Origin of the sequence: Allosphingosinicella indica (assembly GCF_900177405.1) — a bacterium.
GTDB lineage: Bacteria > Pseudomonadota > Alphaproteobacteria > Sphingomonadales > Sphingomonadaceae > Allosphingosinicella > Allosphingosinicella indica.
The window spans coordinates 1,943,355-1,964,253 of record NZ_LT840185.1 but is presented as its reverse complement, the minus strand read 5'-3'; the positions used below and the strand labels follow the sequence as shown (position 1 = coordinate 1,964,253).

The window sequence follows — 20,899 nt, the reverse complement described above, 5'->3', positions numbered from 1 at the left end:
ACGTCCGTCTGGGTTCTTATCGGGCGCGAGGCACGAGGCCAAGCGGACATTCGAGGACGCGGGGACGGCACCCCAGCATGGCCGCCCCCGCTGCCCCTGACGGAGCAAGGCGCGTGCCAAGCGCGGGTGCCGCGCGATCGCGGGAATAGCATGGCCAAAGGCACAGCAGAATGTCCGCATCCGGACAGAGGAATGTCCGGATGCGGACAGATGGGCACGCGAATCCGGATCAGTCGGCGAGCAGTGCGCCCTGCTTGATGCGGAGCGCGGGCGTCTTGAGGACGGCGAGCCCGGCGAGCGGATCGGACTCATAGGCGACGAGGCTGGCTTCGGCCCCCTCCTCAAACGCGCCGATGCGGCGGTTGGGGAACATCAGCCGCGCGCTGTCCTGCGTCGCGCGGCGGAGCAACTCGGCGCGGGGCATGACGCCGAGGGTGTCGAGATAGAGGATCTCGCCGATGACATTGCCCATCACATCGTCGCTGCCGATGACGATCAGCACGTTCGCGGCGCGGAGGCGGGTGAGATTCTCGATCTGCATCGCGCGGATCGGCGCCGCGTGGTGCGGTCGCTTGGCGATGTCGTGCTTCGCGATGCCGGCAGTGGTGACGAAGACGGTGCCGCGCCGCGCGGCCTCCGCGATCACATCGTCGGCGATGCGATAATCCTCGACCTTCATGTTGGCGGCGATGCGGTAGCCGGGGAGGTGCGCGATCATGTCGGCGCCGGCGCGGACCGCGATGGCGATGTCCGCCGCGCTGTCGCCATGGGCGATGACGCGGATGCCGGCGGCGTGGGCGCGATCGACGATCGGCTGGACGAGCGCGGGATCGAGCCCGAGCCAGCCGAACATCGCGGGATCCCTGGCGTCGGCGGCGCGCCGTTCCGAATTGATGAGGATGAGCTTGACGAAATCGGGCTTGTTCGCGGCGATGCGCGGCCATTCGCGATCGAGATCGGCGAGACTGTCGATCGGATCGTAGCCCTTGCGCATCTCCGCGACCGAAGGCTCCATGCCCGCCTGTTTCATCGAGGCGAGCGCGATGCCGAGCGGGTGGCCGTCCGACGAGGAGAAGCACGCCTCGCTATAGGCGACGTCGAGCGTGGTCGGCCGATTGAAGAAGCCGGAGAAGGGCTGGTGCGCCTCGCGCTTGGCGCACATCTGCACCGAATAGAAGATGCCCTGCGCGAGATGCGAGCGGTTGGTGCCGGGTGCCATGAAGGCATTCTGGGCATTGTGATTGTGCGCCTCGACCAACGGCGGGAGGACGTAGCGGGCGCCGAGATCGACGGTAACGTCGATACGGCTGGGGCGCCGTGCCGTGAGCCGGCCATCGACCGCATACCAGCGCGCGGGACGGAAGGCGGCGCCGTCGAACCAGCGGCCGCCCTTGAAGGCGATGGTGGGCTGGGCGGCCTTGGGCGCGGCGGCCGGGGGCGTGTCGGAGTGGGCGACTGCCGGAACCGTGAGGCAAAGGGCGAGCGAGGCGGCGAAGGCGCGCATGATCGATCTCCATCGAAGTGATGGGCGATGCGTTTGCCGGCGCGGGCCGTGCGGGCAATGCGGGCCTGCCGGATTTGGCGGGAACCGGGCCGGGGTTGGCGCGGGCCGGGCGGATCACCGCTTCGCGGCGGCGAGCGCAGCTTCGAGCGCGGGGCGGTAGGTGCGGCTCAGCGGCACGACGGCGCCGCTCGCCAGCGTCAGATCGGCATCGCCATTGCGGCGATCGACCAGCGCGACGATCGCGCCGGTGCGGACCAGCGCCGAGCGGTGACAGCGGAGGAACCCGGCAGGCGCCAGCCGATCGGCGAGCGCGGCGATCGGCTCGCGGATCAGATGCACGTCGCGCCCGGCGTGCAGGCAGAGATAATGGCCGGCGACATCGACATAATCGATCTCGGCGAGCGGAACGAGATCGGTGCGGCGCCCGTCCCGGACGGCGATGTGGGTTTCGGCCGGATCGGGCTCCGGCGCGTCCGGCCGGATGCGCGCGCGGACCCGATCGAGCGCGCGGGCCAGCTCCGTCTCGCCCGCGGGCTTGAGCAGATAATCGACCGCCTCGAGATCGAAGGCGGGGAGCGCGTAATCGGCGCGCGCGGTGAGGAAGATGATGAGCGGGCGCGCCGCGGGCGGCATCGGGTAGAGCAGCTCCGGCCCCTCCCCGTCCGGCAGTTGCACGTCGAGGAAGACGAGATCGGGCTCGGCGGAGCGCAACATGTCGCGCGCGGCGGCGAGGCTGGGCGCGGCGCCGACGATGCGGATGTCCCGATGCGCGGCGAGCATCCGCCGCAGCCGATCGCGCGCCAGCGGCACGTCCTCGACGATCGCGGCGCGGATCATCGCGCGGGCTCGAATGGCAGGCGGAGCGTCGCGGTGGCCGAAGTTGCGGCCCGGTCGAAGGCGAGCGCGGCGGCGCCCGCGAAGCTCGCGGCGAGGCGCTGGCGGACATTGGCGAGGCCGATGCCGCCGCTGCCGGTTGGAACGTCGGCGGGGGCGTCGTTGGCGATGACGATGCGGAGATCGGCGCCGTCGCGCGCGGCGCGGAGGGTGACCGCGCCACCCTCCGGCAGGCGCGAGATGCCGTGGACCAGCGCATTCTCGACCAGCGGCTGGAGCAGCATCGCGGGAAGCCGCGCCTCCCACGCATCGGGATCGACCGTGACCGAGAAAGCGAGGCGGTCGTCGAGCAGCATGCGGTGGAGCGCGACATGGTCGGCGATCATCGCCACCTCCTCGCGCACGCTCGTCCAGTCGGGCCGGTCGAGCGTGTCGCGGAGCAAGGAGGCGAGCTGGACGATCGCGGCGTCCGCCTTGGCCGCGTCGCTGTAGCCGAGCTCGCTGATCGCATTCAGCGCATTGAACAGGAAATGCGGGGCGATCTGGGCGCGCAAGGCCTGCGCGCGGGCGAGCGAGAGCAGCCGCTCGCGCTCGCGGTAGCGGGCGAAATAAGCGGTGATCTGGCCGATCGCGACCATCGCGACATAGGTGGGGAGCGAGAACAGGCTGGTGATCGTCGCGGCGCGGCCGAAGCCGGCGAACAGCCCGTCCGACTGCCACGCGCCGAGGCCGATCATCACGACCCGCGACGCGGCGACGCCGACCGCGGTGAGCAGCGGCGTGACGACGACTGCGAGGAGGAGGAGCAGCGCAACATGCGGCGCCGTGCGCCCGAGGCCGAGCGGCAGGAGCCGGCCGAGCGCGAGGAACAGCGGCGTCGCCAGCGCCCAGGGCGCGAAATGGAGCAGCATCCCGCCGAAGGTGGTGAGGATGTGGACCGGGGCGGTCTCGCCGCCGGTGGTGAGATAGACCGCCGGCGTCCAGGCGAGCGCGGCGACCAGCCAGATGGCCGCCACCGTCCGCCAGTGGCGGAGCGCGAGGCGCACGGTCGATTCGGCAGGTTCAAGATCCGGGGCTGGCGTTGCGTCCATCGCCGCGAGACTAGCCGCGCGCGGCGCCACCGCCACAAAAAGATACCGGGAAAATTGGAGGCCCGACCGGGAATCGAACCCGGGTGCAAGGATTTGCAGTCCTCTGCGTCACCACTCCGCCATCGGGCCGGCGAGGCGCATCTGCGGGCGGAGCGCGGACAAGTCAACCGTCATGGCCGCGAGCGCTGAAGCGCCCTGCCCCGCGCCGGTTGCGCAGGCCCGCATGACTTGTATAAACGAACTCAATCCTTTCGGGAGACGGCGATGGTCTATGTTCTGGGCGGCTGGCAGAGCGATTTCGCGCGCAACTGGGCGCGCGAGGGCACCGACCTTGCCGGCGCCTTCGCCGAGACGGTGAACGAGGGACTCGCCGCGGCGAAGCTCGACGCCGCCGATATCGAGACCGGCCATGTCGGCAATTTCGTATCCGACCTGTTCGCGGGGCAAGCGCTGCTCGGCGGTTTCTTCGGGCTGGTGCATCCCGATTTCGACGGACTGCCGACCGCGCGGCACGAAGCGGCCTGCGCCTCGGGCAGCGTCGCCATCCTCTCCGCGATGGCCGAGATCGAGGCCGGGCGCTACGACCTCGCCGCGGTGATCGGCATCGAGCAGATGCGCAACGTGCCGGGGCAGCAGGCGGCCGACCATCTGGGCGCGGCCTGCTGGCGGGGCCACGAATTCGCCGATGCGGACTATATTTGGCCGCGCGCCTTTTCGGAGCTCGCCGACGAATATGACCGGCGCCACGGCCTCAAATACGCGCATCTGATGCGGATCGCCGAGACCAATTTCGGCAATGCGCGGCGCAACCCCAACGCGCAGACGCGCGGCTGGCAGTTCGGCCCCGACAGCTTCAGCGAGGACGATGCCGCCAATCCGGTGGTGGAAGGCCGCACCCGCAAGATGGATTGCGGCCAGATCACCGACGGCGCGGCAATAATCTTCCTCGCCTCGCGCCGCGCGGCGGCGGATTATGCGGCGAAGCGCGGGGTCGCGATCGACAGCCTGCCGCGGATCAGCGGCTGGGGGCACCGCTCCGCGCCGATCGCCTATCGCGACAAGGTCCGCGCGAGCGAGGGGCAGGACTATGTCTTCCCGCAGGTCCGCCGCGCGATCGAGGATGCGCGGAAGCGCGCGGGGGTGAGCGCGGTCGACCAGATCGACGCGGTGGAGACCCACGACTGCTTCACGACCACCGAATATATGGCGATCGACCATCTCGGCATCACCGCGCCGGGCGAATCCTGGAAGGCGATCGAGGACGGCAGCATCGCGATGGGCGGGCGGATCCCGATCAACCCCTCGGGCGGGCTAATCGGGCTCGGCCATCCGGTCGGCGCGACGGGGGTGCGCATGGTGCTCGACGGCGCGAAGCAGGTGACGGGGACGGCGGGCGATTATCAGGTGGAGGGCGCGCGGCGGATGCAGACGCTCAATATCGGCGGATCGACCACCACCACCGTCAGCTTCGTGGTGGAGCGCGAGGCTGCGTAGGAAAAACATGAGGGCGACGGGGCAAGGCCCGCGCCGGGACGAGGAGCTGAAATGGCGCGCCGCTTCGAGCAGTTCAAAGCCGTGATCGACGCATGGGAGCGCAAGGATGGCGCCTTCGTGCTCGACGCGATGACCGACGATGTGGTCTGGCATTACGCCGCCGCGATCGCGCCGCCCGCGCGCGGCAAGGCGGAAGCGGCCGCGCTGATCGAGCGGTTCGCCGCCGACATGCACGCGGTCGAGTGGACGATCGTCGCGCATGCCGAGACGGCGGACCGGCTCTTCGTCGAAGGCACCGACGCCTATGACACCAGTGAGGGGCAGCGCGTCGCTTATCCCTATGCGGGGGTGATCGACTTCCGCGGCGAGCAGATCTGCGGCTGGCGCGACTATGTCGACGCGCGCACCATCGAGCGGCTGCGCGCCGGCAAGCCGCGTCCGGACCATATCGAAGACCTGATCGCACGGGAGGCGGCATGACCGACACGAGGAACCGCACCGACTATCGCAACGCGCCCTTCCGCGAGGTCGATTTCATGCCGGTGGACCTGGCGATCGAGCGGCGCGACGACGGCACGCTCGTCATCGGCACCAACATCCCCATGCCCGACGTCGACGCCAACATCCCCCGCGACTTCGCGCGGAGCGCGGCGGCTAAGGGCGATGCGACCGCGATCGCGGTGCGCGGCGCGGACGGCGCCTGGCACAACACCTCCTATGCCGAACTGAAGCGCCAGATCGACGGCGCCACGCAATGGCTGATCGATCATGTTCCCGCCGGCCGATCGGTGATCGTGATGGGCGAAAACTCGGTGGCGAGCGCGGTGATGCAGCTCGCCTGCTATGCCGCGCGGGTGATCCACACCCCGGTGAGCCCCGCCTACGGTCTGTCGGGCGGCGATCATGCGCGGCTGCGCCACGTCATCGCCAAGGTGAAGCCGGCCGCGATCTACGCCGACCCGCTCGCCCCCTTCGCCAAGGCGATCGCCGAGACCAAGACTGACGAGATGATCGTCATCTCGACCGATCCCGCCCCGTTCGGCGCGGATGCGGTGGCGCTGGAGGAATTGACCGGGACTGCGCCGACCGATGCGGTGGCGGAATCGATCGAGAAGATCGACGTCGAGGATGTCGCCTCGCACATGATGACCTCGGGCTCGACCGGATTGCCCAAGGTCGTACAACTGAGCCTCGCCGCGATCACCGCCAACACCAGCCAAGCGAAGGGCTTCCTGGGCCGCATCGCGGGCTGGGGCGACGTGATGCTCGACTGGCTGCCCTGGCACCATGCCGCCGGCGCCTCAGTGCTGCGCACCACGCTGCTGGAAGGCGGCGCGCTGCATGTCGATCACGGCAAGCCGGTGCCGGGGCTGTTCGACGCCTCGATCCGCAACCTCTCGGAGATCGCGGTCTCCTATTATAACAATGTCCCCTCCGGCTACGCGCTGCTCGTCGATGCGCTGGAGACGAATGCGGAGCTGCGCCGCACCTTCTTCAGCAAGATGCTGCTGATGCTCTATGGCGGCGCCGGGTTGCCGCAGCATGTCTATGACCGGCTGCAGACGCTGGCGGTGGAGGAGACCGGCCACCGCATCCACATGACCACCGGCTATGGCATGACCGAGATGGTGTCGGGCTGTATGGCGATCCACTTCCCCACCGACCGCGTCGGCATCGGGCTGCCCGGGCCGGGGCTGGAGGTGAAGCTGGTCCCCTATGACGAGCGCTACGAGGTGCGGCTGCGCGGCGGCAACCGGATGAAGGGCTATCTCGACGAACCCGAACGCACCGCCGCAGCCTTCGACGAGGAGGGTTTCTACAAGACCGGCGATCTCGCGCGCTTCCACGATGAAGCGCGGCCGGAGGAAGGCCTCGCCTTCGCCGGGCGGCTGGCGGAGGAGTTCAAGCTCGCCAACGGCACCTGGGTCTATGGCGGGCAGCTCCGCGAGGGGCTGCTGAAGGCGCTCACCGGGCTCGCGGCAGAGCTGGTGCTGTGCGACGACAACCGCCCCTATCTCGCGCTGCTCGTCTGGCCGCGGCCCGACGCGCCCGCCGACGTGCTCGACCAGATCGCGGCGCGGCTCAAGGCGTTCAACAAGGGCCAGCAGGGCGGATCGGCTACGATCCGGCGGGTCGCGCTGCTCACCACGCCGCCGAGCGTGGACGCGCACGAGATTTCGGACAAGGCGACGATCAACCGCCGCGCGGTGCTCGACCACCGGCAGGCGGATGTCGAGCGGCTGTTCGCCGATCCGCCGGGCGACGGCGTCCGCCAAGTCTGACGCCGTCTTAGCATTCGGACGGCTCGACGCCGCCCGCCCCTCCCCCTAGACGCTGCGCCCGACATGACCGCACCCACCCTCATCCGCACCTGCTCGATCTGGCGCGCGCTGGAGATCGTCGGCGACACGCCGACCTTGCTCATCCTCGAGGCGAGCTGGCTGGGCGCGCGCCGGTTCGACGATTTCCGTCGCCGCACGGGACTGCTGAAGGCGCTGCTCTCGGACCGGCTCAAGCGGCTGGTCGAGGCGGGGGTGTTCGAGAAAAGGCTCTATTGCGAGGCGCCGCCGCGGCACGTCTATGCGATGACGGCGAAGGGGCGCGACGTATACTGGACCGCGCTGATGCTGCTGCGCTGGGAGCATCGCTGGGGGACGCCGGGCAAGATCGATGTCGCGCTGACCCACAAGAGCTGTGGCAAGGCGTTCGAGCCGACGCCCGCCTGCGGCCATTGCGGCGGCGAGGTGGATGCGACGCGGGTCGACTGGCAGGAAGGGCCGGGGCTCGGCTGGATGGTGCCGCAATACAGTCGCCGCCGGCAGCAGCGCGACAGCAGCACCGACGCGACATCGCTGATGGACCAGGCGGCGCAACTGATGGGCGACCGCTGGGCGAGCCTCATCATGCGATCGATCTTCACCGGCGTGCGCCGCTTCGACGAGATCCGCCGCGACACCGCGATCGCCACCAACATCCTGTCCGAACGGCTCGCCTGGCTGACCAGCATCGGCGTGATCCGGCAGGAGCAATATGCGTCGAGCCCGCCGCGCTACGAATACAAGCTCCGCCGCAAAGGCGTGGATTATTATCCCGCGCTGCTGATGCTGATGCAGTGGGGCGACACTTATTATGTCGCGCCCGAAGGCCCGCCGCTGCTGCTGAAGCACAAGGATTGCGGCAAGGAGCTCATCGCCAAGGTGGTCTGCTCCGAATGCCGCGCGCCGATCGAGCCCGAGGACGTCGAGTTCCGGGTGCGCGAGGAAAGGACGACGCCGGTCTTCTGACCCGCGCCGCGCCAAAGGCTCAGGCGCGTTCCTTGATCGCGGTGAAGCGGATCGCGTCGTTGCGGCCTTCGTGGAAGCTCAGCTCCCACGCATCCTTGGCCATGAACACCGGTGCGCCGTCGCGGTCGGTCGCGATCTGGCTCTTGTGCGTATCGACGAAGCGCTCGACGTCCTTCTCGGCGCCCGAAATCCAGCGCGCGGTGTTCCACGGCGAATCCTCGAACCGGGCATCGACCTTATATTCGACCTGGAGGCGCGAGATGAGCACGTCGAGCTGAAGCTGGCCGACGACGCCGACGATCCAGTTGGCGCCGATCGCGGGGTAGAAGACCTGCGTCACCCCCTCTTCCGCCATGTCGTCGAGCGCTTTCCTGAGCTGCTTGGTCTTGGTCGGATCGGCGAGGACGACGCGGCGGAGGATCTCCGGCGCGAAATTGGGGAGGCCGGTGAACTGGATGGCCGCATCCTCGGTCAGCGTATCGCCGACCCGCAAAGTGCCGTGGTTGGGGATGCCGATGATGTCGCCGGGCCAGGCCTCGTCCGCCAGCTCGCGGTTCTGCGCGAAGAAGAGGATCGGGCTGTGCACGGCGATCGCCTTGCCGGTGGAGGGTTGCATCAGCTTCATGCCGCGCTTGAAGCGCCCCGAGCAGAGCCGCATGAAGGCGACGCGATCGCGGTGCTGCGGGTTCATGTTCGCCTGCACCTTGAAGATGAAGCCGCTGACCGCGGGCGCGTCGGGATCGACCGATCCGTCCGCGGTCGGCTGCGGCTTGGGCGAGGGCGCGAAATCGCTGAGCGCGGCGATCAGCTCGGCGACGCCGAACTCCTTGAGCGCCGATCCGAAATAGACCGGGGTGAGATCGCCCGCGAGATAGGCGTCGGCATCGAATTCGGGATAAGCGGCGAGCGCCAGACCCGCCTCCTCGCGCAGATGCTCCAGCGCCGCATCGGAGAGGCGCTGCGCCAGCGCGTCGTCCTCGACGCCTTCCGCCTTCAGAACGTCGCCGTCGAACGATCCGTTGTCGTTGTCGCCCGGCAGCGTTACCTGCCCGCGCGCGAAATCGTAGATGCCTTCGAACGTGCCGCCCATGCCGACCGGCCAGCTCATCGGCACGACGTCGAGCGCCAGCGCATCGGCGATCTCGTCGAGCAGGGCGAAGGGCTCGCGGCCCTCGCGATCGACCTTGTTGACGAAGGTGATGATGGGGACGTTGCGGGTGCGGCAGACCTCGAACAGCTTGCGCGTCTGCGGCTCGATGCCCTTGGCGGCGTCGATGACCATCACCGCCGAATCGACCGCGGTGAGCGTGCGATAGGTGTCCTCGCTGAAATCCTCGTGGCCCGGCGTGTCGAGCAGGTTGAAGGTGACGCCGCCATGTTCGAAGGTCATCACCGACGAGGTGACCGAGATGCCGCGCTGCTGCTCGATCTTCATCCAGTCCGATCGCGCGCGCCGGTTCTGCCCCCGCGCCTTCACCTCGCCGGCAAGATGGATCGCGCCGCCGAACAGCAGCAGCTTTTCGGTCAGCGTGGTCTTGCCCGCATCGGGGTGGGAAATGATCGCGAAGGTGCGCCGGTCGGGGCGGCCGGTTGGGCGGGTGGGCATGGCGGGTGTCCGGGAAATGAGTCCGGCGCGCGATAGCGCCACGCCGCCGCGGTTTCCACCCGCAATGCGCTGGGCGGCGGGTCAGGCCGCTGCGGCGACCTCGGGCACGGCAGGCGGCGTCACCGCGGGAAGATGCTCGAAGCCGGGGCGTCCGAGCAGATAGCCCTGGGCATAGCCGATGCCGAGCGCGCGGAGGGCGGCGAGCTCGCTTTCGGTCTCCACCCCTTCGGCGACGACGGCGATGCCGAGCTTGCGGCACATATCGACAATGCCGCCGACGATGACGCGGCGCGGCAGGCTGGCGTCGATGCCGCGCACCAGCTCCATGTCGAGCTTCACCGTATCCGGCTGGAAGCGTGCGAGCAGCCCGAGCCCCGCATGCCCGGCTCCGAAATCGTCGAGCGCGATGCCGAAGCCCATCTTGTGATAGGCGGCAGCGATGGAAGCGACGTGATCGGGATCGAGCATCTGCTCGTTCTCGGTGAATTCGAACACCAGCCGGTCGGTCGGGAAATCGAGTTCGCGCGCGGTCTTGAGCGTGAGCTGGATGCAGGCGACCGGCGAATAGACGGCGTTCGGCAAGAAGTTGATCGAGAGGCGCGCGCCGGTCTCGAGGATGCCGGCGCGCGCGGCGAGCTCGATGGCGCGGACGCGGCAGCGCTGATCGAAGGCATAGAGATTGTCGGGCGTGACGCGGGCCAGCACCTCGGCCGCGCCCTCGCCGTTCAGGCCGCGGATCAGCGCTTCATAGGCATAGGGCCGCATGGTCGCGAGATCGACGATCGGCTGGAAGGCCATCGAGAAATCGAAATCGAGCGCGCGCCCGTCGCGGCATCCTGTGCAGGCCATGTCATTCTCCAAGCCGAAGCCTGCCTCTTAGGTCGCAAGAGGTTAATAGCGCGCTGTAAAGGCGGCGGAAATCGTGCTGATCCATGTGAAGATGTCACGGCCGCGCGCGGGCGTTGCGGGTGGGGGCGCATTCCCGCATAGGTCGGGGTAGAACGGCACGCGGGGGCAGACTTCATGCAGCGATACGAAGCGGTGGCGGGGATCGAGGTCGATGGCGTGCTGCGCCGCTTTATCGAGGACGAGGCGCTGCCGGGCACGGGGATCGCGCCGGACACCTTCTGGTCCGGCCTTGCATCGCTGCTGCGCGATCTGACGCCGGAGAACGAACGGCTGCTGGCGGTGCGCGAGGAACTGCAGAGGAAGATCGATGCGCGCAACGCGGGGCTTGGCGGCCGGGCGCCCGATCCGGCGGAGGAAGAGGCCTTCCTGCGCGACATCGGCTATCTGGTCGATGCGCCGTCGCCGTTCGCAATCGAGACCGGCGATGTCGATCCCGAGATCGCGGCGATCGCCGGGCCGCAGCTCGTCGTCCCCGTCAACAATGCGCGCTACGCGCTCAACGCCGCCAACGCGCGCTGGGGGAGCCTCTACGACGCGCTCTACGGCACCGATGCGATGGGCGGTTCGCCGCAGGGCGGCGGTTACGACGACGCGCGCGGCGCGCGGGTGATCGCATGGGGCCGCGCGCTGCTCGACGAAATTGCGCCGCTCGACAGCGGCAGCCATGCCGACGTTTCGGACTATGCCATCGTCGAGGGGCGGCTGAGCACCGACCGCGGCGGGCTCAGGAATCCCGCGCAGCTCGCCGGCTGGCGCGAGGGCGGCATCCTGCTCCGCCACCACAACCTCCTCCTCGAAATCCGCATCGACCCGACCGACCGGATCGGCGCGAGCGACAAGGCGGGTGTCGCCGACATCCTCCTGGAAAGCGCGATCACCGCGATCATGGATTGCGAGGATTCGGTCGCGGCGGTGGATGGCGCGGAGAAGGTCGGCGTCTATCGCAACTGGCTGGGGCTGATGCGCGGCGATCTTTCCGCGCGCTTTGCCAAGGGCGGCGCGGAGGTGGAGCGCAGGCTGGAGCCCGACCGGACCTTCGAGAGCGCCGACGGGCCGGTGACGCTGAAGGGCCGCGCACTGCTGTTCGTGCGCAACGTCGGCCATCTGATGACCAATCCGATGATCCGGGTGGACGGCAAGGATGCGCCCGAAGGGATCGCCGATGCCGCGATCACGGCGCTGATCGCGCTGCACGACATCAACGGCGCGCGGGCGAACAGCGCGGCGGGATCACTCTATATCGTCAAGCCCAAGATGCACGGGCCGGAGGAAGCCGCTTTCGCCAACATCCTGTTCGACCGGGTGGAGGACATGCTCGGCCTGCCGCGCAACGCGATGAAGATCGGCGTGATGGACGAGGAGCGGCGGACCACGCTCAACCTCGCGGCGTGCATCCATGCGGTGCGGCAACGGATCGTCTTCATCAACACCGGCTTCCTCGACCGCACCGGCGACGAAATCCACACCGCGATGAAGCTCGGCCCGATGATCCGCAAGGGCGAGATGAAGGGCGCGGCGTGGCTGAAGGCCTATGAGGACAATAATGTCGACACCGGCCTCGCCTGCGGCTTCGCGGGGCGGGCGCAGATCGGCAAGGGCATGTGGGCGATGCCCGACCGGATGGCGGACATGCTGGGGCAGAAGATCGCGCACCCCGAGGCGGGCGCGAACACCGCCTGGGTGCCCTCCCCCACCGCCGCGACGCTGCACGCGATCCATTATCACCGCGTCGACTTGCGCGCGCGGCAGCAGGAGATTGCCGGGCGCGCGCCCGCGAAGCTGCACGAGATGCTGCGCGTGCCGGTGGCTGAGGGGCGCAACTGGAGCCGGGAGGAAATCGCCGAGGAACTGGACAACAATTGCCAGGGCATCCTCGGCTATGTCGTGCGCTGGATCGACCAGGGGGTGGGCTGTTCCAAGGTGCCCGACATCCACGACGTGGGCCTGATGGAGGACCGCGCGACCTGCCGCATCTCCAGCCAGCATATCGCCAACTGGCTGGCGCATGATGTGGTGGACGAGGATGCGGTGAAGGCGGCGCTGCTGCGGATGGCGGCGGTAGTCGACCGGCAGAATGCAGGCGACCCACTCTACCGGCCGATGGCGGACGATCCGGCGGCGAGCATCGCTTTCCAAGCGGCGTCGGCGCTGATCTTCGAGGGCGAAGCGCAGCCCTCGGGCTATACCGAGCCGCTGCTCCACGCCTATCGGCTGAAACTGAAAGGCGCCTAGGCGGCGGCGGTCCGGGGCCGCTCGATCCAGTCGCGGTTGGCCTCGATCCGCTCCACCTCGCGCGCGGCGATGGCGCTGACGAACGGATTGCCGGTCCGCGCCGCGCGCTCGTAATGCGCGATCCGATCGTCCACCGACGCGAAGGCCGACGCCTGCGCGCGCACCGCCTGCGCGCGGACGCGGTCGCTGGGGTGGCCGGCGGCGAAGGTGTCGATCAGCTCGCGCCCCTTGTCGCCACCGAAATGTGCGGAGAGCGCGAGCAATTGCTCGAGCGCGAGCGAGGTGATGATCCGCTTCACGAAGCCGCCGCGCACGTCGAACTCATATTGATCGCGGAACATGATCGAGTGCGAACCCTCGAGGATGTTGAGCGAGACCGACATCGCATCGGCGGGGAGCTGGAGGTGGATGTCCTGATGGGCGCGGTAGAGCATCACCTTGCCCTCATCGAGTTTTGCCTTCTCGACGAAGCGCAGCGGCACCGCCTCGCCCGGCACGCCGAGCACCGCGCCATAATCATATTCGTAATATTCGCTCCAATAGCCCGGGCCGAGATAGCCGACGGTGAGGAACGAGAAATTGTGATCGTGCGCGAGGCCGTAGAAGAAATGCTCCGGCCCCGACGACTGGATGACGCTGTCGGTGACCGCCGGCCAGAAATTCGCGCGCAGCATGAAGCGCTTCGAGCGGTTGTAGAGCATCACGACCTGCGGGCCGTATTGATTGCCGCGAAGCTGGCTGCGGCAATGATCCTTCAATTCGTCGATGACGAGATCGGCGAGGAAGCTGCGGTTGTTGGCGAGCTTGCGAAGCTCCGGCGCCCAGGATGCGAACCCCTCTTCGTCGCGGCCATCGAAATCGCTCGTCTCCAGCCTCTCGATGAGGTCGCCGAGTTCGATGCTGTCCTCGTCGGCTGTCGGGATCACGCGGGGCAAGGTTCGTCCTCCGGGGCGAAAAAGGCTTCGAGCGTCTGGCGCGCAGCGTTGCGCACCTCTGGATGCGGATCGGCGACCGCCATGCGGAGCAGGTGCGGATGGGCGAGATCGGCATCGAGCGCGAGCAGCTCGCGCATCACATGCCAGCGGATGTGGAAATGTGGGCTGTCGAGCGCCTCGGCGATCAGCGGCGCGGCATCGGTACGATCAAGGATGCGCAGCATGGAGACCATCATCTGGAGGCGCGACGCCGCTTCATCGGTGCTGCTCGCGCCAATGAGCTCCAGGGTGGCAGCATCATATTCGACCGCGAAGGGCGCCGTGCCGGTGCGCACCGCCGCCTGGATGTGGACGATGTCCGACGACGCATGCTCGATCGCGAAGCTCTGGCGGCGGCCGTCGAGGATAAGCCGGTCGCCATCGCGCACATGGCGGGTGCCGGCGGGACGGCAGCGCACGCCGGGATCGCGGCGAAAGCCCGCGGCGACGGCGGGTGCCTCCCACAGCGATAGCGTCGCGCCGCCGCCCTTGACGAACTGATAGGCGGTGGTGTGGCCAGTGAAGCTGATCGATGCGCCGCCGCGCCGGCCGCTGCGCTTGGCGGCGAGCGCGTCCACCGAGATGACGCCGATCGAAATCTGGAGAAGCGGATTCTCGAACAGCAGGAGGCCGAAATTGACGTCGGTGCGGACCTCCATGAACGGGAGGCGGAGGAAGGGATCAGCCGCCGCAGAGGCGATAAGATCCTCAATCAGCGCTTCGATCGTCGCGGTGCGGTCGAGAAAGGATTCAGCGACCGCGAGCACCGCCGCGGGCGCGGGATCGTCAAGCGCGGCGAGATCGGCCTTGAGGCCCGCGATCAAAGGGTGGCGGCCCATCGCGAGCGTATAAGCATCCCAGCGATCCGCCACGGCCTGGTGCTTGCCGGGATCGGCCAGCCAGCGTTCGAGTTCCGGCCCGGGCCTCATGCGCGCACCTTCGTATGTGAGCAAAAAAGGCGGACGGAGGCCTCCCCGCCTCCGCCCGCCAGAATCGCGTCAGTAGTTCAAGATGAACAAACCGATCGCGGCACCGACGCAGATGGGTCCGCCGGTTTCCTTTTGACGCCGTGAGCCATGAATTCCGATGCTGGTCTTGAGTTCAGGCAGCTGCGCAATGTCGATCTTCTTTTTCATGTCCCGCTTCCTCCAAGGATGCTTTCAGCCTGGAGGAGGGAGACGGCGTGGTGGCCCGGCCAGGGACCTCCCGTTCGGATTGCATCGCCCGGCCCCCATCCGGCCGCATGACGCGGCGCCCGATTTGCCGGAGCGATGCTGTCCTTGCGGGACGCAGCACTCCTTCCCCCGGATGCTTAAGTCCCCGGGGTTCGCGAAACCTGTCTTATGGTTACGAAAAAATTTTCGGGCGGCGCGAAATCGCGCGATTGCCGGGACACGCGATGGTTAAAGTTCGTCGCGGTCCAGCCGCTCCTCCTCGCGATATTCGGCAAGCAAATCTTCGAGCCGGCGGAGGCTGGTGCGGAGCTGGCGGTTCGAGCGGATCAGCCAGGCGATCACTGCGCCGAGCACGACATAACCGGCGAGCGGCGGGCCACCGCGCAGCATCGAGGCGATCAGCGCCTCGCCGAAGCCGGCGATGCCGCCGGACTTGGCGATATGCTGGAGCAGCGCGCCGAGCATAAAGCCGGGCAGGATGAGCCCGACGCCGAGGTTGGAGCGCCTGAGATCGGCGCGCGCTGCGCGGATCGCGGTCTCCAGCATCGACGGGCGATCGCCGAAGGCGAGATCGCGCGCGACTTGGCGCAGCTTGTGCCGCCGCCACGACGACCAGAGGATCGCGCCGGCGAGGCAGGCGCCGACGATCAGCGCGGCGGGCCTGCCCTCGACGAGGATGGCGGCGGCGATCGCGATCATGAGAAGCGCGGCGAGACCCCATTCGAGATATTCGACCGCGCTGGCGCGCCAGCTCGTCCGAGCGGCGAGCCGCTCGACGATCGCGCGGTCTTCCGCGCCGGACTGCTCGTCGTCCGTCCAGAGCGCGGCGAATTCGTCGAAATCCCCGGCGGTCATCCGCGACGCTCCATCATGGATTTGAGCGCCATCTTGGCGCGTTGGCAGCGCAAGGTGGCGGCGTTGATCGAGATGCCGAGCACCTCCGCCACCTCGGCATAGCTGAAGCCTTCCAGGCAAAGCACGATCGCCTCCCGCTGCGGAATCGGCAGGAGCTGAATGGCGTCCACCAATTGCTTACGCTGATCGTTGCGCAGCGCGATCTCGTCCGGCGCCAGCGCGGCGGACGGAAGATCGGGCGGCAACGCGACCTGCCTTGGCTCGCGCGCCCGGCGTGTCACGTGGGAAATGCTCCGTTTCTGAGCGATGCTGGCGACGAAGGTCTTGAGCGACGCCTCGCCCCGGAAGGCGGGAAGCGCGAGCCAGATGGCGAGTAATATGTCCTGGATCAGCTCGCGCCGCAGCGACGGATCATTCTCGAACGACAGAGCGACGCGCGAAATGAGACCCGTGCACGTGCTCGTGACTTCGGCGAACAGCCGCTTCTGGCCGGCGTCACCGGCCATCGATATCGAAGAAAAGGGCGACGCGCCCGTTGCCATCGAACTCCCCTGCGGATTTAGATAGGCTCATTCCGATCCGCCCGAAAAGGACAAAGATTCCAGATGGACAGAAGCGCCCAGAACAGCGGCACGACCGAAGTCCGCGATGCCCACCGGTTCGACGACGCCATTCTGGACCAATGGTTGAAGAACCATGTCGCGGACTATGCGGGCCCGCTGACGGTACGGCAGTTCAAGGGCGGCCAGTCCAACCCGACCTACCGGCTCGACACGCCGGGCCGATCCTATGTGATGCGGCGCAAGCCGCCAGGCAAGCTGCTGCCCGGCGCGCACGCCATCGACCGCGAATATCGGGTGATCGACGCGCTGGGTCGGCAGGACTTTCCGGTCGCGCGCGCGCTGGGGCTTTGCGAAGACCCGTCGATCATCGGCACCGCCTTCTACGTGATGGAGATGGTCGAGGGGCGGATCTTCTGGGAAGCGCATTTCCCCGAAGTGCCGGCCGCCGAGCGCGCCGCCTATTTCGATGCGATGAACGCGACGATCGCCGCGTTGCACCGGATCGACCCCGAAGCCGCGGGCCTCGGCGACTATGGCAAGCCCGGCAATTATTTCGAGCGGCAGATCGGCCGCTGGTCGAAACAATATCTGGGTGACGCCGAGGCCGGGCGGGTGGCGCCGATGGACCGGCTGGTCGAATGGCTGCCCGCCAACATCCCGCACGAGGACGACGAGGAGGTGCGCGTCATCCACGGCGATTTCCGCTGCGACAACATGATCTTCCACGCCACCGAACCGAAGGTGCTGGCGGTGCTCGACTGGGAGCTGTCGACGCTCGGCCATCCGCTGTCCGACTTCGCCTATCATCTGATGATGTACCGGATGCCGGTCGGCTTCCTCGCCGGGCTCGAAGGGCGCGATCTCGCCGCGCTCGGCATTCCGAGCGAGGCGGACTATGTCGCGGCCTATTGCGCGCGGACCGGGCGGACGGGCATCCCCGATCTCGACTTCTACATCGCCTTCAACATGTTCCGGCTGGCGGCGATCGTCCACGGCATCAAGGGGCGGCTGGTGCGCGGCACCGCCGCTTCGGCGCATGCCGCGGCGATGGCCGAAGGGCTCGAGCCGCTCGCCGAACTGGCCTGGCGGCAGGCCGAGCGCGCCGCGGCGCGATGAGCCGCCCCGCTATCCTGTTGGACTTGCAGCGCGGATCGGCATAGTCTGGCGACGGTGAGTCGAGCCGGCGGCCGGTGTGGCTGGGGAGCCCCCGTCCGGCGTTGATGCATTTAGACGACATGGGGTGGGGAGGTCGCAGGTGCGGTTCGGTACGATATTGGCTGTGGCGCTGGCCGGAACGGCGGCGCCCGCTCTCGCGCAATCTTCGGTGCGCCCTTCGCTCGACAACAGCTTCCGGCTCGGCACGGGCGGCGATGCGCTCTGCCAGGTGCAGTCGGTGAGCGTCGATCCCGCGATCGCGACGATGTTCGACCGCGTCTATTCGATCGTCTGCCGCGACGCGGTGAAGCCGGTCGGGCGGATCTATGCGCTGCGCAAATCGGGCGGCGATCCGCTCGCTCGGCTGACGCAGATCCGCGCCGCGACCGCACAATGCGGCGGCGGCGGCACTACCACCGCCTTTGACGAACTGCGCAACGTCACCAGCGAGCAGTGCAAGCTCACCGACGCCGAAGTCGGCTATCGTGTCTATACGCATGACGCCGGGCGCACCGTCTATGTCGCCGAGGGTCTCGCCGGCTATGACAGCGCGCTGACGCTGGGCCTGCGCACCGTCGTCGCCGACCGGATTGTCCCCGGCGAGATCAGCATCGCTGCGACCGACGTGGGCGACCCCGCGGCCTTTGCGCGCGTCCAGGCCGGGACGCTCGACGTCGATCAGGCGCGCGACGAAGGCTATCGCCGCAACAACAGCGGCAATTATGCCGAAGCGGCGGAGTTCTTCGACACGCTGCTGGAGCGCAGCCAGGAGGGCGACAACCAGCGCTATATCGGCGAATTCCTGATCAACCGCGCGCTGCAGCGCTCCAACCTCGGCAATTTCCAGGAAGCCGACGCGCTGTTCCGCGAGGCCGAGCGCTATGCGACGTCGGACCCGGTGCAGCTTCGCCTGCGCCGCAACTTCCGCGCGCTGCACCTGATGAACCAGCGCAAGTTCGGCGAGGCGGATACGCTGCTGCAGCAGCCGCTGCCGGCGATGACCGCGACGGCGGGACCCGCGACGCGCGACGCGGTGATCACACCCGCCGCGGCCGACATCATCAACAGTTCGCTGCCGCTCGCGCAGCAGCTTTCGGGCGCGCGGACGGCGAGCCTGACGCCCGAGGAGCGCGCGGCGATCCTCGACGCGCAGGCCGAGCTGCTGCGCGGCACGATCGACCGGATCGAAGGCAATGCCGCCGCGGCGGACACCACGGTCAACGCCGCGCTCGCCAGCCTGATGGCGATCCGCGAAGGCCGCGTCACCTCGATCGCGCGGCTGCGCTCGCAGGGGCTGAACGAACTTTCGCTGCTCGCCGAGGCACGCAACGATTATGCCGAGGCCGAGACGCTGCTGCGCGAGGCGGTGGCGGTGCTGGCGATCGAATATCCCAATTCGATCGCGGTCGCCGCCGCCAATGCCCGGCTTGCTGCCTATCTCGCGCGGCGCGGGCAGACCGAGGCGGCGATCGCGCTCTATCGCGAGATCGTGTCGCGGGCGGGCGACGGCGCGCTTTCGACCAACGTTTCGGGCGACATGCTGGCGCCTTATTTCGCGCTGCTTGCGCGCGAGGTGCCGCGGCGTCCCGAGCTGGCGGACGACTTCTTCCTCGCCGGCGAGACGCTGGTGCGCCCCGGCGTCGCCAGCACGCAGGCGGTGCTCGCGCGCGAGCTGAGCGCGGGCGACGACGAGGCGGCGCGCCTCTTCCGCCAATCGGTCAACCTCACCCGCGAGGTCGAGCAGGCACGCGTCGAGCTGGCGCGGCTCAACGCCGACGATGCGACCGCGGGCGCGGTCGATCCGCAGCAGGTGCTGAGCCTCGCCGACCAGCTCAAGACGCTGGAGGAAGCACAGGCCGTCACCCAGGCCAAGCTCTCCGAATTCCCGCGCTTCCGGGCGCTCTCAACACAGGCGCTGACGCTGGCGGACCTGCGCGCGGTGATGCGGCCCGACGAAGCCTATGTGAAGATGTCGACGGTGGGCCAGACGGTCTACACGATGGTGGTGACGCCTTCCGACGCCGCGGTCTATCGCGCGCCGATCTCCGCCGCGCAGCTCGAGACGGCGGTGGACACAATCCGCGGCACGATCGCGCTCGACCGCGACGGGCAGACCTACACCTACCCGTTCGACCTCGCCGCATCGCGTAAGCTCTATGTCGATCTGTTCGGCCCGCTGGCGCCCAAACTGACCAGTGCCAAGCACATCATCTTCGAGCCCGCGGGCGCGATGCTGAAGCTGCCGCCGAACCTGCTCGTCACCGACGATGCGAGCCTTGCGACCTATGCCAAGGCCGCGCCGCGCGACGATTTCGATTTCCGCGGCGTCGCCTGGCTGGGCCGCGATCACGACATCTCGACCGCGGTGTCGGCGCGCGCCTTCCGTGACGTGCGCGGCGTCCCCGCCTCGTCGGCCAAGCTCGAATATCTGGGGCTCGGCCAGAACACGCCGGTGCCGCCGGTCGTGCGGCTGACCTCCGCGCCGGCGCGCGGCAGCAATGCGCTGGTCGATTGCTCGTGGCCGCTCGCGGGCTGGAACAACCCGATCTCGGCGCGCGAGCTGCGCACCGCGCAGGGCATCATCGGCGCGAACGAGGCGCAGCTCATCACCGGCGATCAGTTTACCGACGAGGCGATCCGCAAGCAGCGCGATTTCTCGCAATATCGCATCCTCCACTTCGCGACCCACGGGCTGGTCACCGCGCCGCGGCCCGAATGCCCGGCGCAGCCGGCGCTGCTGACCTCGTTCGAACGCGACGCGGCGGGCGACCTCACTTCGGACGGCCTCCTCACCTTCAAGGAGATCTTCGACCTGAGGCTCGACGCCGATCTCGTCATCCTCTCCGCCTGCGACACCGCGGGCGCGGCGGATGCGGCGGCGACGCGCGAGGCGGGCCTCGGCAGCGGCGGCAATTTCGCGCTCGATGGCCTCGTCCGCGCCTTCGTCGGCGCAGGCGGCCGCTCGGTCGTCGCCAGCCACTGGCCGGCGCCGGACGATTATGGCGCGACCGAGGAACTGATCAGCGGCCTGTTCAAGGCACCCGCGGGCACGCCCACGGTGGAGGCGCTGCGCATCGCCCAGCGCGAGCTGATGGACAAGGCGGCAACCTCGCACCCTTATTACTGGTCGGGCTTCGCGATCGTGGGTGACGGCGCCCGGCCCGTGCTCCGCACGCAATAAGCGTGCACGGGGTGGGGGGACCAGCGCTGAAGACCGGGCGGC

The 20,899-nt window shown here is 68.4% G+C and carries 17 protein-coding genes and 1 tRNA gene; 7 read left to right on the top strand and 11 right to left on the bottom strand.

Features of this window, described 5'->3' with window-relative positions; all coding sequences use genetic code 11:
* Positions 1-229: 229 nt before the first annotated feature.
* From B9N75_RS09700 to B9N75_RS09685, 4 genes are all read right to left on the bottom strand, one after another.
* Positions 230-1,504 (bottom strand): amidohydrolase family protein, encoded by a 1,275-nt coding sequence (locus B9N75_RS09700; protein ID WP_085218614.1) that lies wholly within the window; start codon positions 1,502-1,504, stop codon positions 230-232.
* A 114-nt stretch (positions 1,505-1,618) separates the two neighbouring features.
* The gene (locus B9N75_RS09695) at positions 1,619-2,341 is read right to left on the bottom strand and encodes a LytR/AlgR family response regulator transcription factor (protein WP_085218613.1); all 723 of its coding nucleotides are present in this window, start codon (positions 2,339-2,341) and stop codon (positions 1,619-1,621) included.
* Positions 2,338-3,429 carry a sensor histidine kinase gene (locus B9N75_RS09690; RefSeq protein WP_157123789.1) on the bottom strand — a complete coding sequence of 364 codons (1,092 nt, stop codon included), beginning with the start codon at positions 3,427-3,429 and terminating at the stop codon, positions 2,338-2,340. Before B9N75_RS09690 ends, B9N75_RS09695 begins: the two co-directional genes overlap by 4 nt.
* 55 nt (positions 3,430-3,484) lie before the next feature.
* A tRNA-Cys gene (locus tag B9N75_RS09685) sits at positions 3,485-3,558 on the bottom strand.
* Between the two features lie 135 nt (positions 3,559-3,693).
* Between B9N75_RS09685 and B9N75_RS09680 the strand changes: the two genes are divergently transcribed.
* The 4 genes from B9N75_RS09680 (at position 3,694) to B9N75_RS09665 (ending at position 8,207) form a co-directional block, all read left to right on the top strand.
* Positions 3,694-4,923 carry an acetyl-CoA acetyltransferase gene (locus B9N75_RS09680; RefSeq protein WP_085218611.1) on the top strand — a complete coding sequence of 410 codons (1,230 nt, stop codon included), beginning with the start codon at positions 3,694-3,696 and terminating at the stop codon, positions 4,921-4,923.
* Positions 4,924-4,974: 51 nt separating this feature from the next.
* The gene (locus B9N75_RS09675) at positions 4,975-5,403 is read left to right on the top strand and encodes a nuclear transport factor 2 family protein (RefSeq protein ID WP_085218610.1); all 429 of its coding nucleotides are present in this window, start codon (positions 4,975-4,977) and stop codon (positions 5,401-5,403) included.
* Positions 5,400-7,205 carry an AMP-binding protein gene (locus B9N75_RS09670; RefSeq protein ID WP_085218609.1) on the top strand — a complete coding sequence of 602 codons (1,806 nt, stop codon included), beginning with the start codon at positions 5,400-5,402 and terminating at the stop codon, positions 7,203-7,205. Before B9N75_RS09675 ends, B9N75_RS09670 begins: the two co-directional genes overlap by 4 nt.
* A gap of 63 nt (positions 7,206-7,268) precedes the next feature.
* On the top strand, positions 7,269-8,207 hold the full coding sequence (locus B9N75_RS09665) for a winged helix-turn-helix transcriptional regulator (protein ID WP_085218608.1): 939 nt from the start codon (positions 7,269-7,271) through the stop codon (positions 8,205-8,207).
* A 19-nt stretch (positions 8,208-8,226) separates the two neighbouring features.
* Here B9N75_RS09665 and B9N75_RS09660 read toward each other — a convergent pair whose 3' ends face one another.
* Entirely contained in the window at positions 8,227-9,813 is a 1,587-nt protein-coding gene (locus B9N75_RS09660) for a peptide chain release factor 3 (RefSeq protein ID WP_085218607.1), read from the bottom strand.
* An 81-nt stretch (positions 9,814-9,894) separates the two neighbouring features.
* Positions 9,895-10,662 carry an EAL domain-containing protein gene (locus B9N75_RS09655; RefSeq protein ID WP_244552316.1) on the bottom strand — a complete coding sequence of 256 codons (768 nt, stop codon included), beginning with the start codon at positions 10,660-10,662 and terminating at the stop codon, positions 9,895-9,897.
* A 174-nt stretch (positions 10,663-10,836) separates the two neighbouring features.
* Between B9N75_RS09655 and B9N75_RS09650 the strand changes: the two genes are divergently transcribed.
* The gene (locus tag B9N75_RS09650; protein WP_085218606.1) at positions 10,837-12,954 is read left to right on the top strand and encodes a malate synthase G; all 2,118 of its coding nucleotides are present in this window, start codon (positions 10,837-10,839) and stop codon (positions 12,952-12,954) included.
* On the opposite strand, the gene B9N75_RS09645 is transcribed toward B9N75_RS09650, so the two are convergent.
* The 5 genes from B9N75_RS09645 to B9N75_RS09630 form a co-directional block, all read right to left on the bottom strand.
* Positions 12,951-13,880, bottom strand: coding sequence for a hypothetical protein (locus B9N75_RS09645; RefSeq protein WP_085218605.1), 930 nt, complete (start codon positions 13,878-13,880; stop codon positions 12,951-12,953). The two genes, B9N75_RS09650 and B9N75_RS09645, sit on opposite strands and share 4 nt — an antisense overlap.
* Complete coding sequence (locus tag B9N75_RS09640; protein WP_085218604.1) at positions 13,877-14,857, bottom strand: HEAT repeat domain-containing protein; 981 nt, start codon at positions 14,855-14,857, stop codon at positions 13,877-13,879. The genes B9N75_RS09645 and B9N75_RS09640 overlap by 4 nt, the downstream gene beginning before the upstream one ends.
* A gap of 69 nt (positions 14,858-14,926) precedes the next feature.
* Positions 14,927-15,064 carry a hypothetical protein gene (locus tag B9N75_RS14050; RefSeq protein ID WP_157123788.1) on the bottom strand — a complete coding sequence of 46 codons (138 nt, stop codon included), beginning with the start codon at positions 15,062-15,064 and terminating at the stop codon, positions 14,927-14,929.
* 267 nt (positions 15,065-15,331) lie between these two features.
* The gene (locus tag B9N75_RS09635; protein ID WP_085218603.1) at positions 15,332-15,958 is read right to left on the bottom strand and encodes a hypothetical protein; all 627 of its coding nucleotides are present in this window, start codon (positions 15,956-15,958) and stop codon (positions 15,332-15,334) included.
* Positions 15,955-16,464 carry an RNA polymerase sigma factor gene (locus tag B9N75_RS09630; protein ID WP_157123787.1) on the bottom strand — a complete coding sequence of 170 codons (510 nt, stop codon included), beginning with the start codon at positions 16,462-16,464 and terminating at the stop codon, positions 15,955-15,957. Before B9N75_RS09630 ends, B9N75_RS09635 begins: the two co-directional genes overlap by 4 nt.
* Positions 16,465-16,563: 99 nt before the next feature.
* Here B9N75_RS09630 and B9N75_RS09625 point away from each other — a divergent pair, with 99 nt between their 5' ends.
* Together B9N75_RS09625 and B9N75_RS09620 are read left to right on the top strand one after the other, a co-directional pair.
* Complete coding sequence (locus B9N75_RS09625; RefSeq protein WP_085218601.1) at positions 16,564-17,637, top strand: phosphotransferase; 1,074 nt, start codon at positions 16,564-16,566, stop codon at positions 17,635-17,637.
* A 139-nt stretch (positions 17,638-17,776) separates the two neighbouring features.
* The gene (locus B9N75_RS09620; protein WP_157123786.1) at positions 17,777-20,857 is read left to right on the top strand and encodes a CHAT domain-containing protein; all 3,081 of its coding nucleotides are present in this window, start codon (positions 17,777-17,779) and stop codon (positions 20,855-20,857) included.
* The last annotated feature ends 42 nt before the right edge of the window (positions 20,858-20,899 follow it).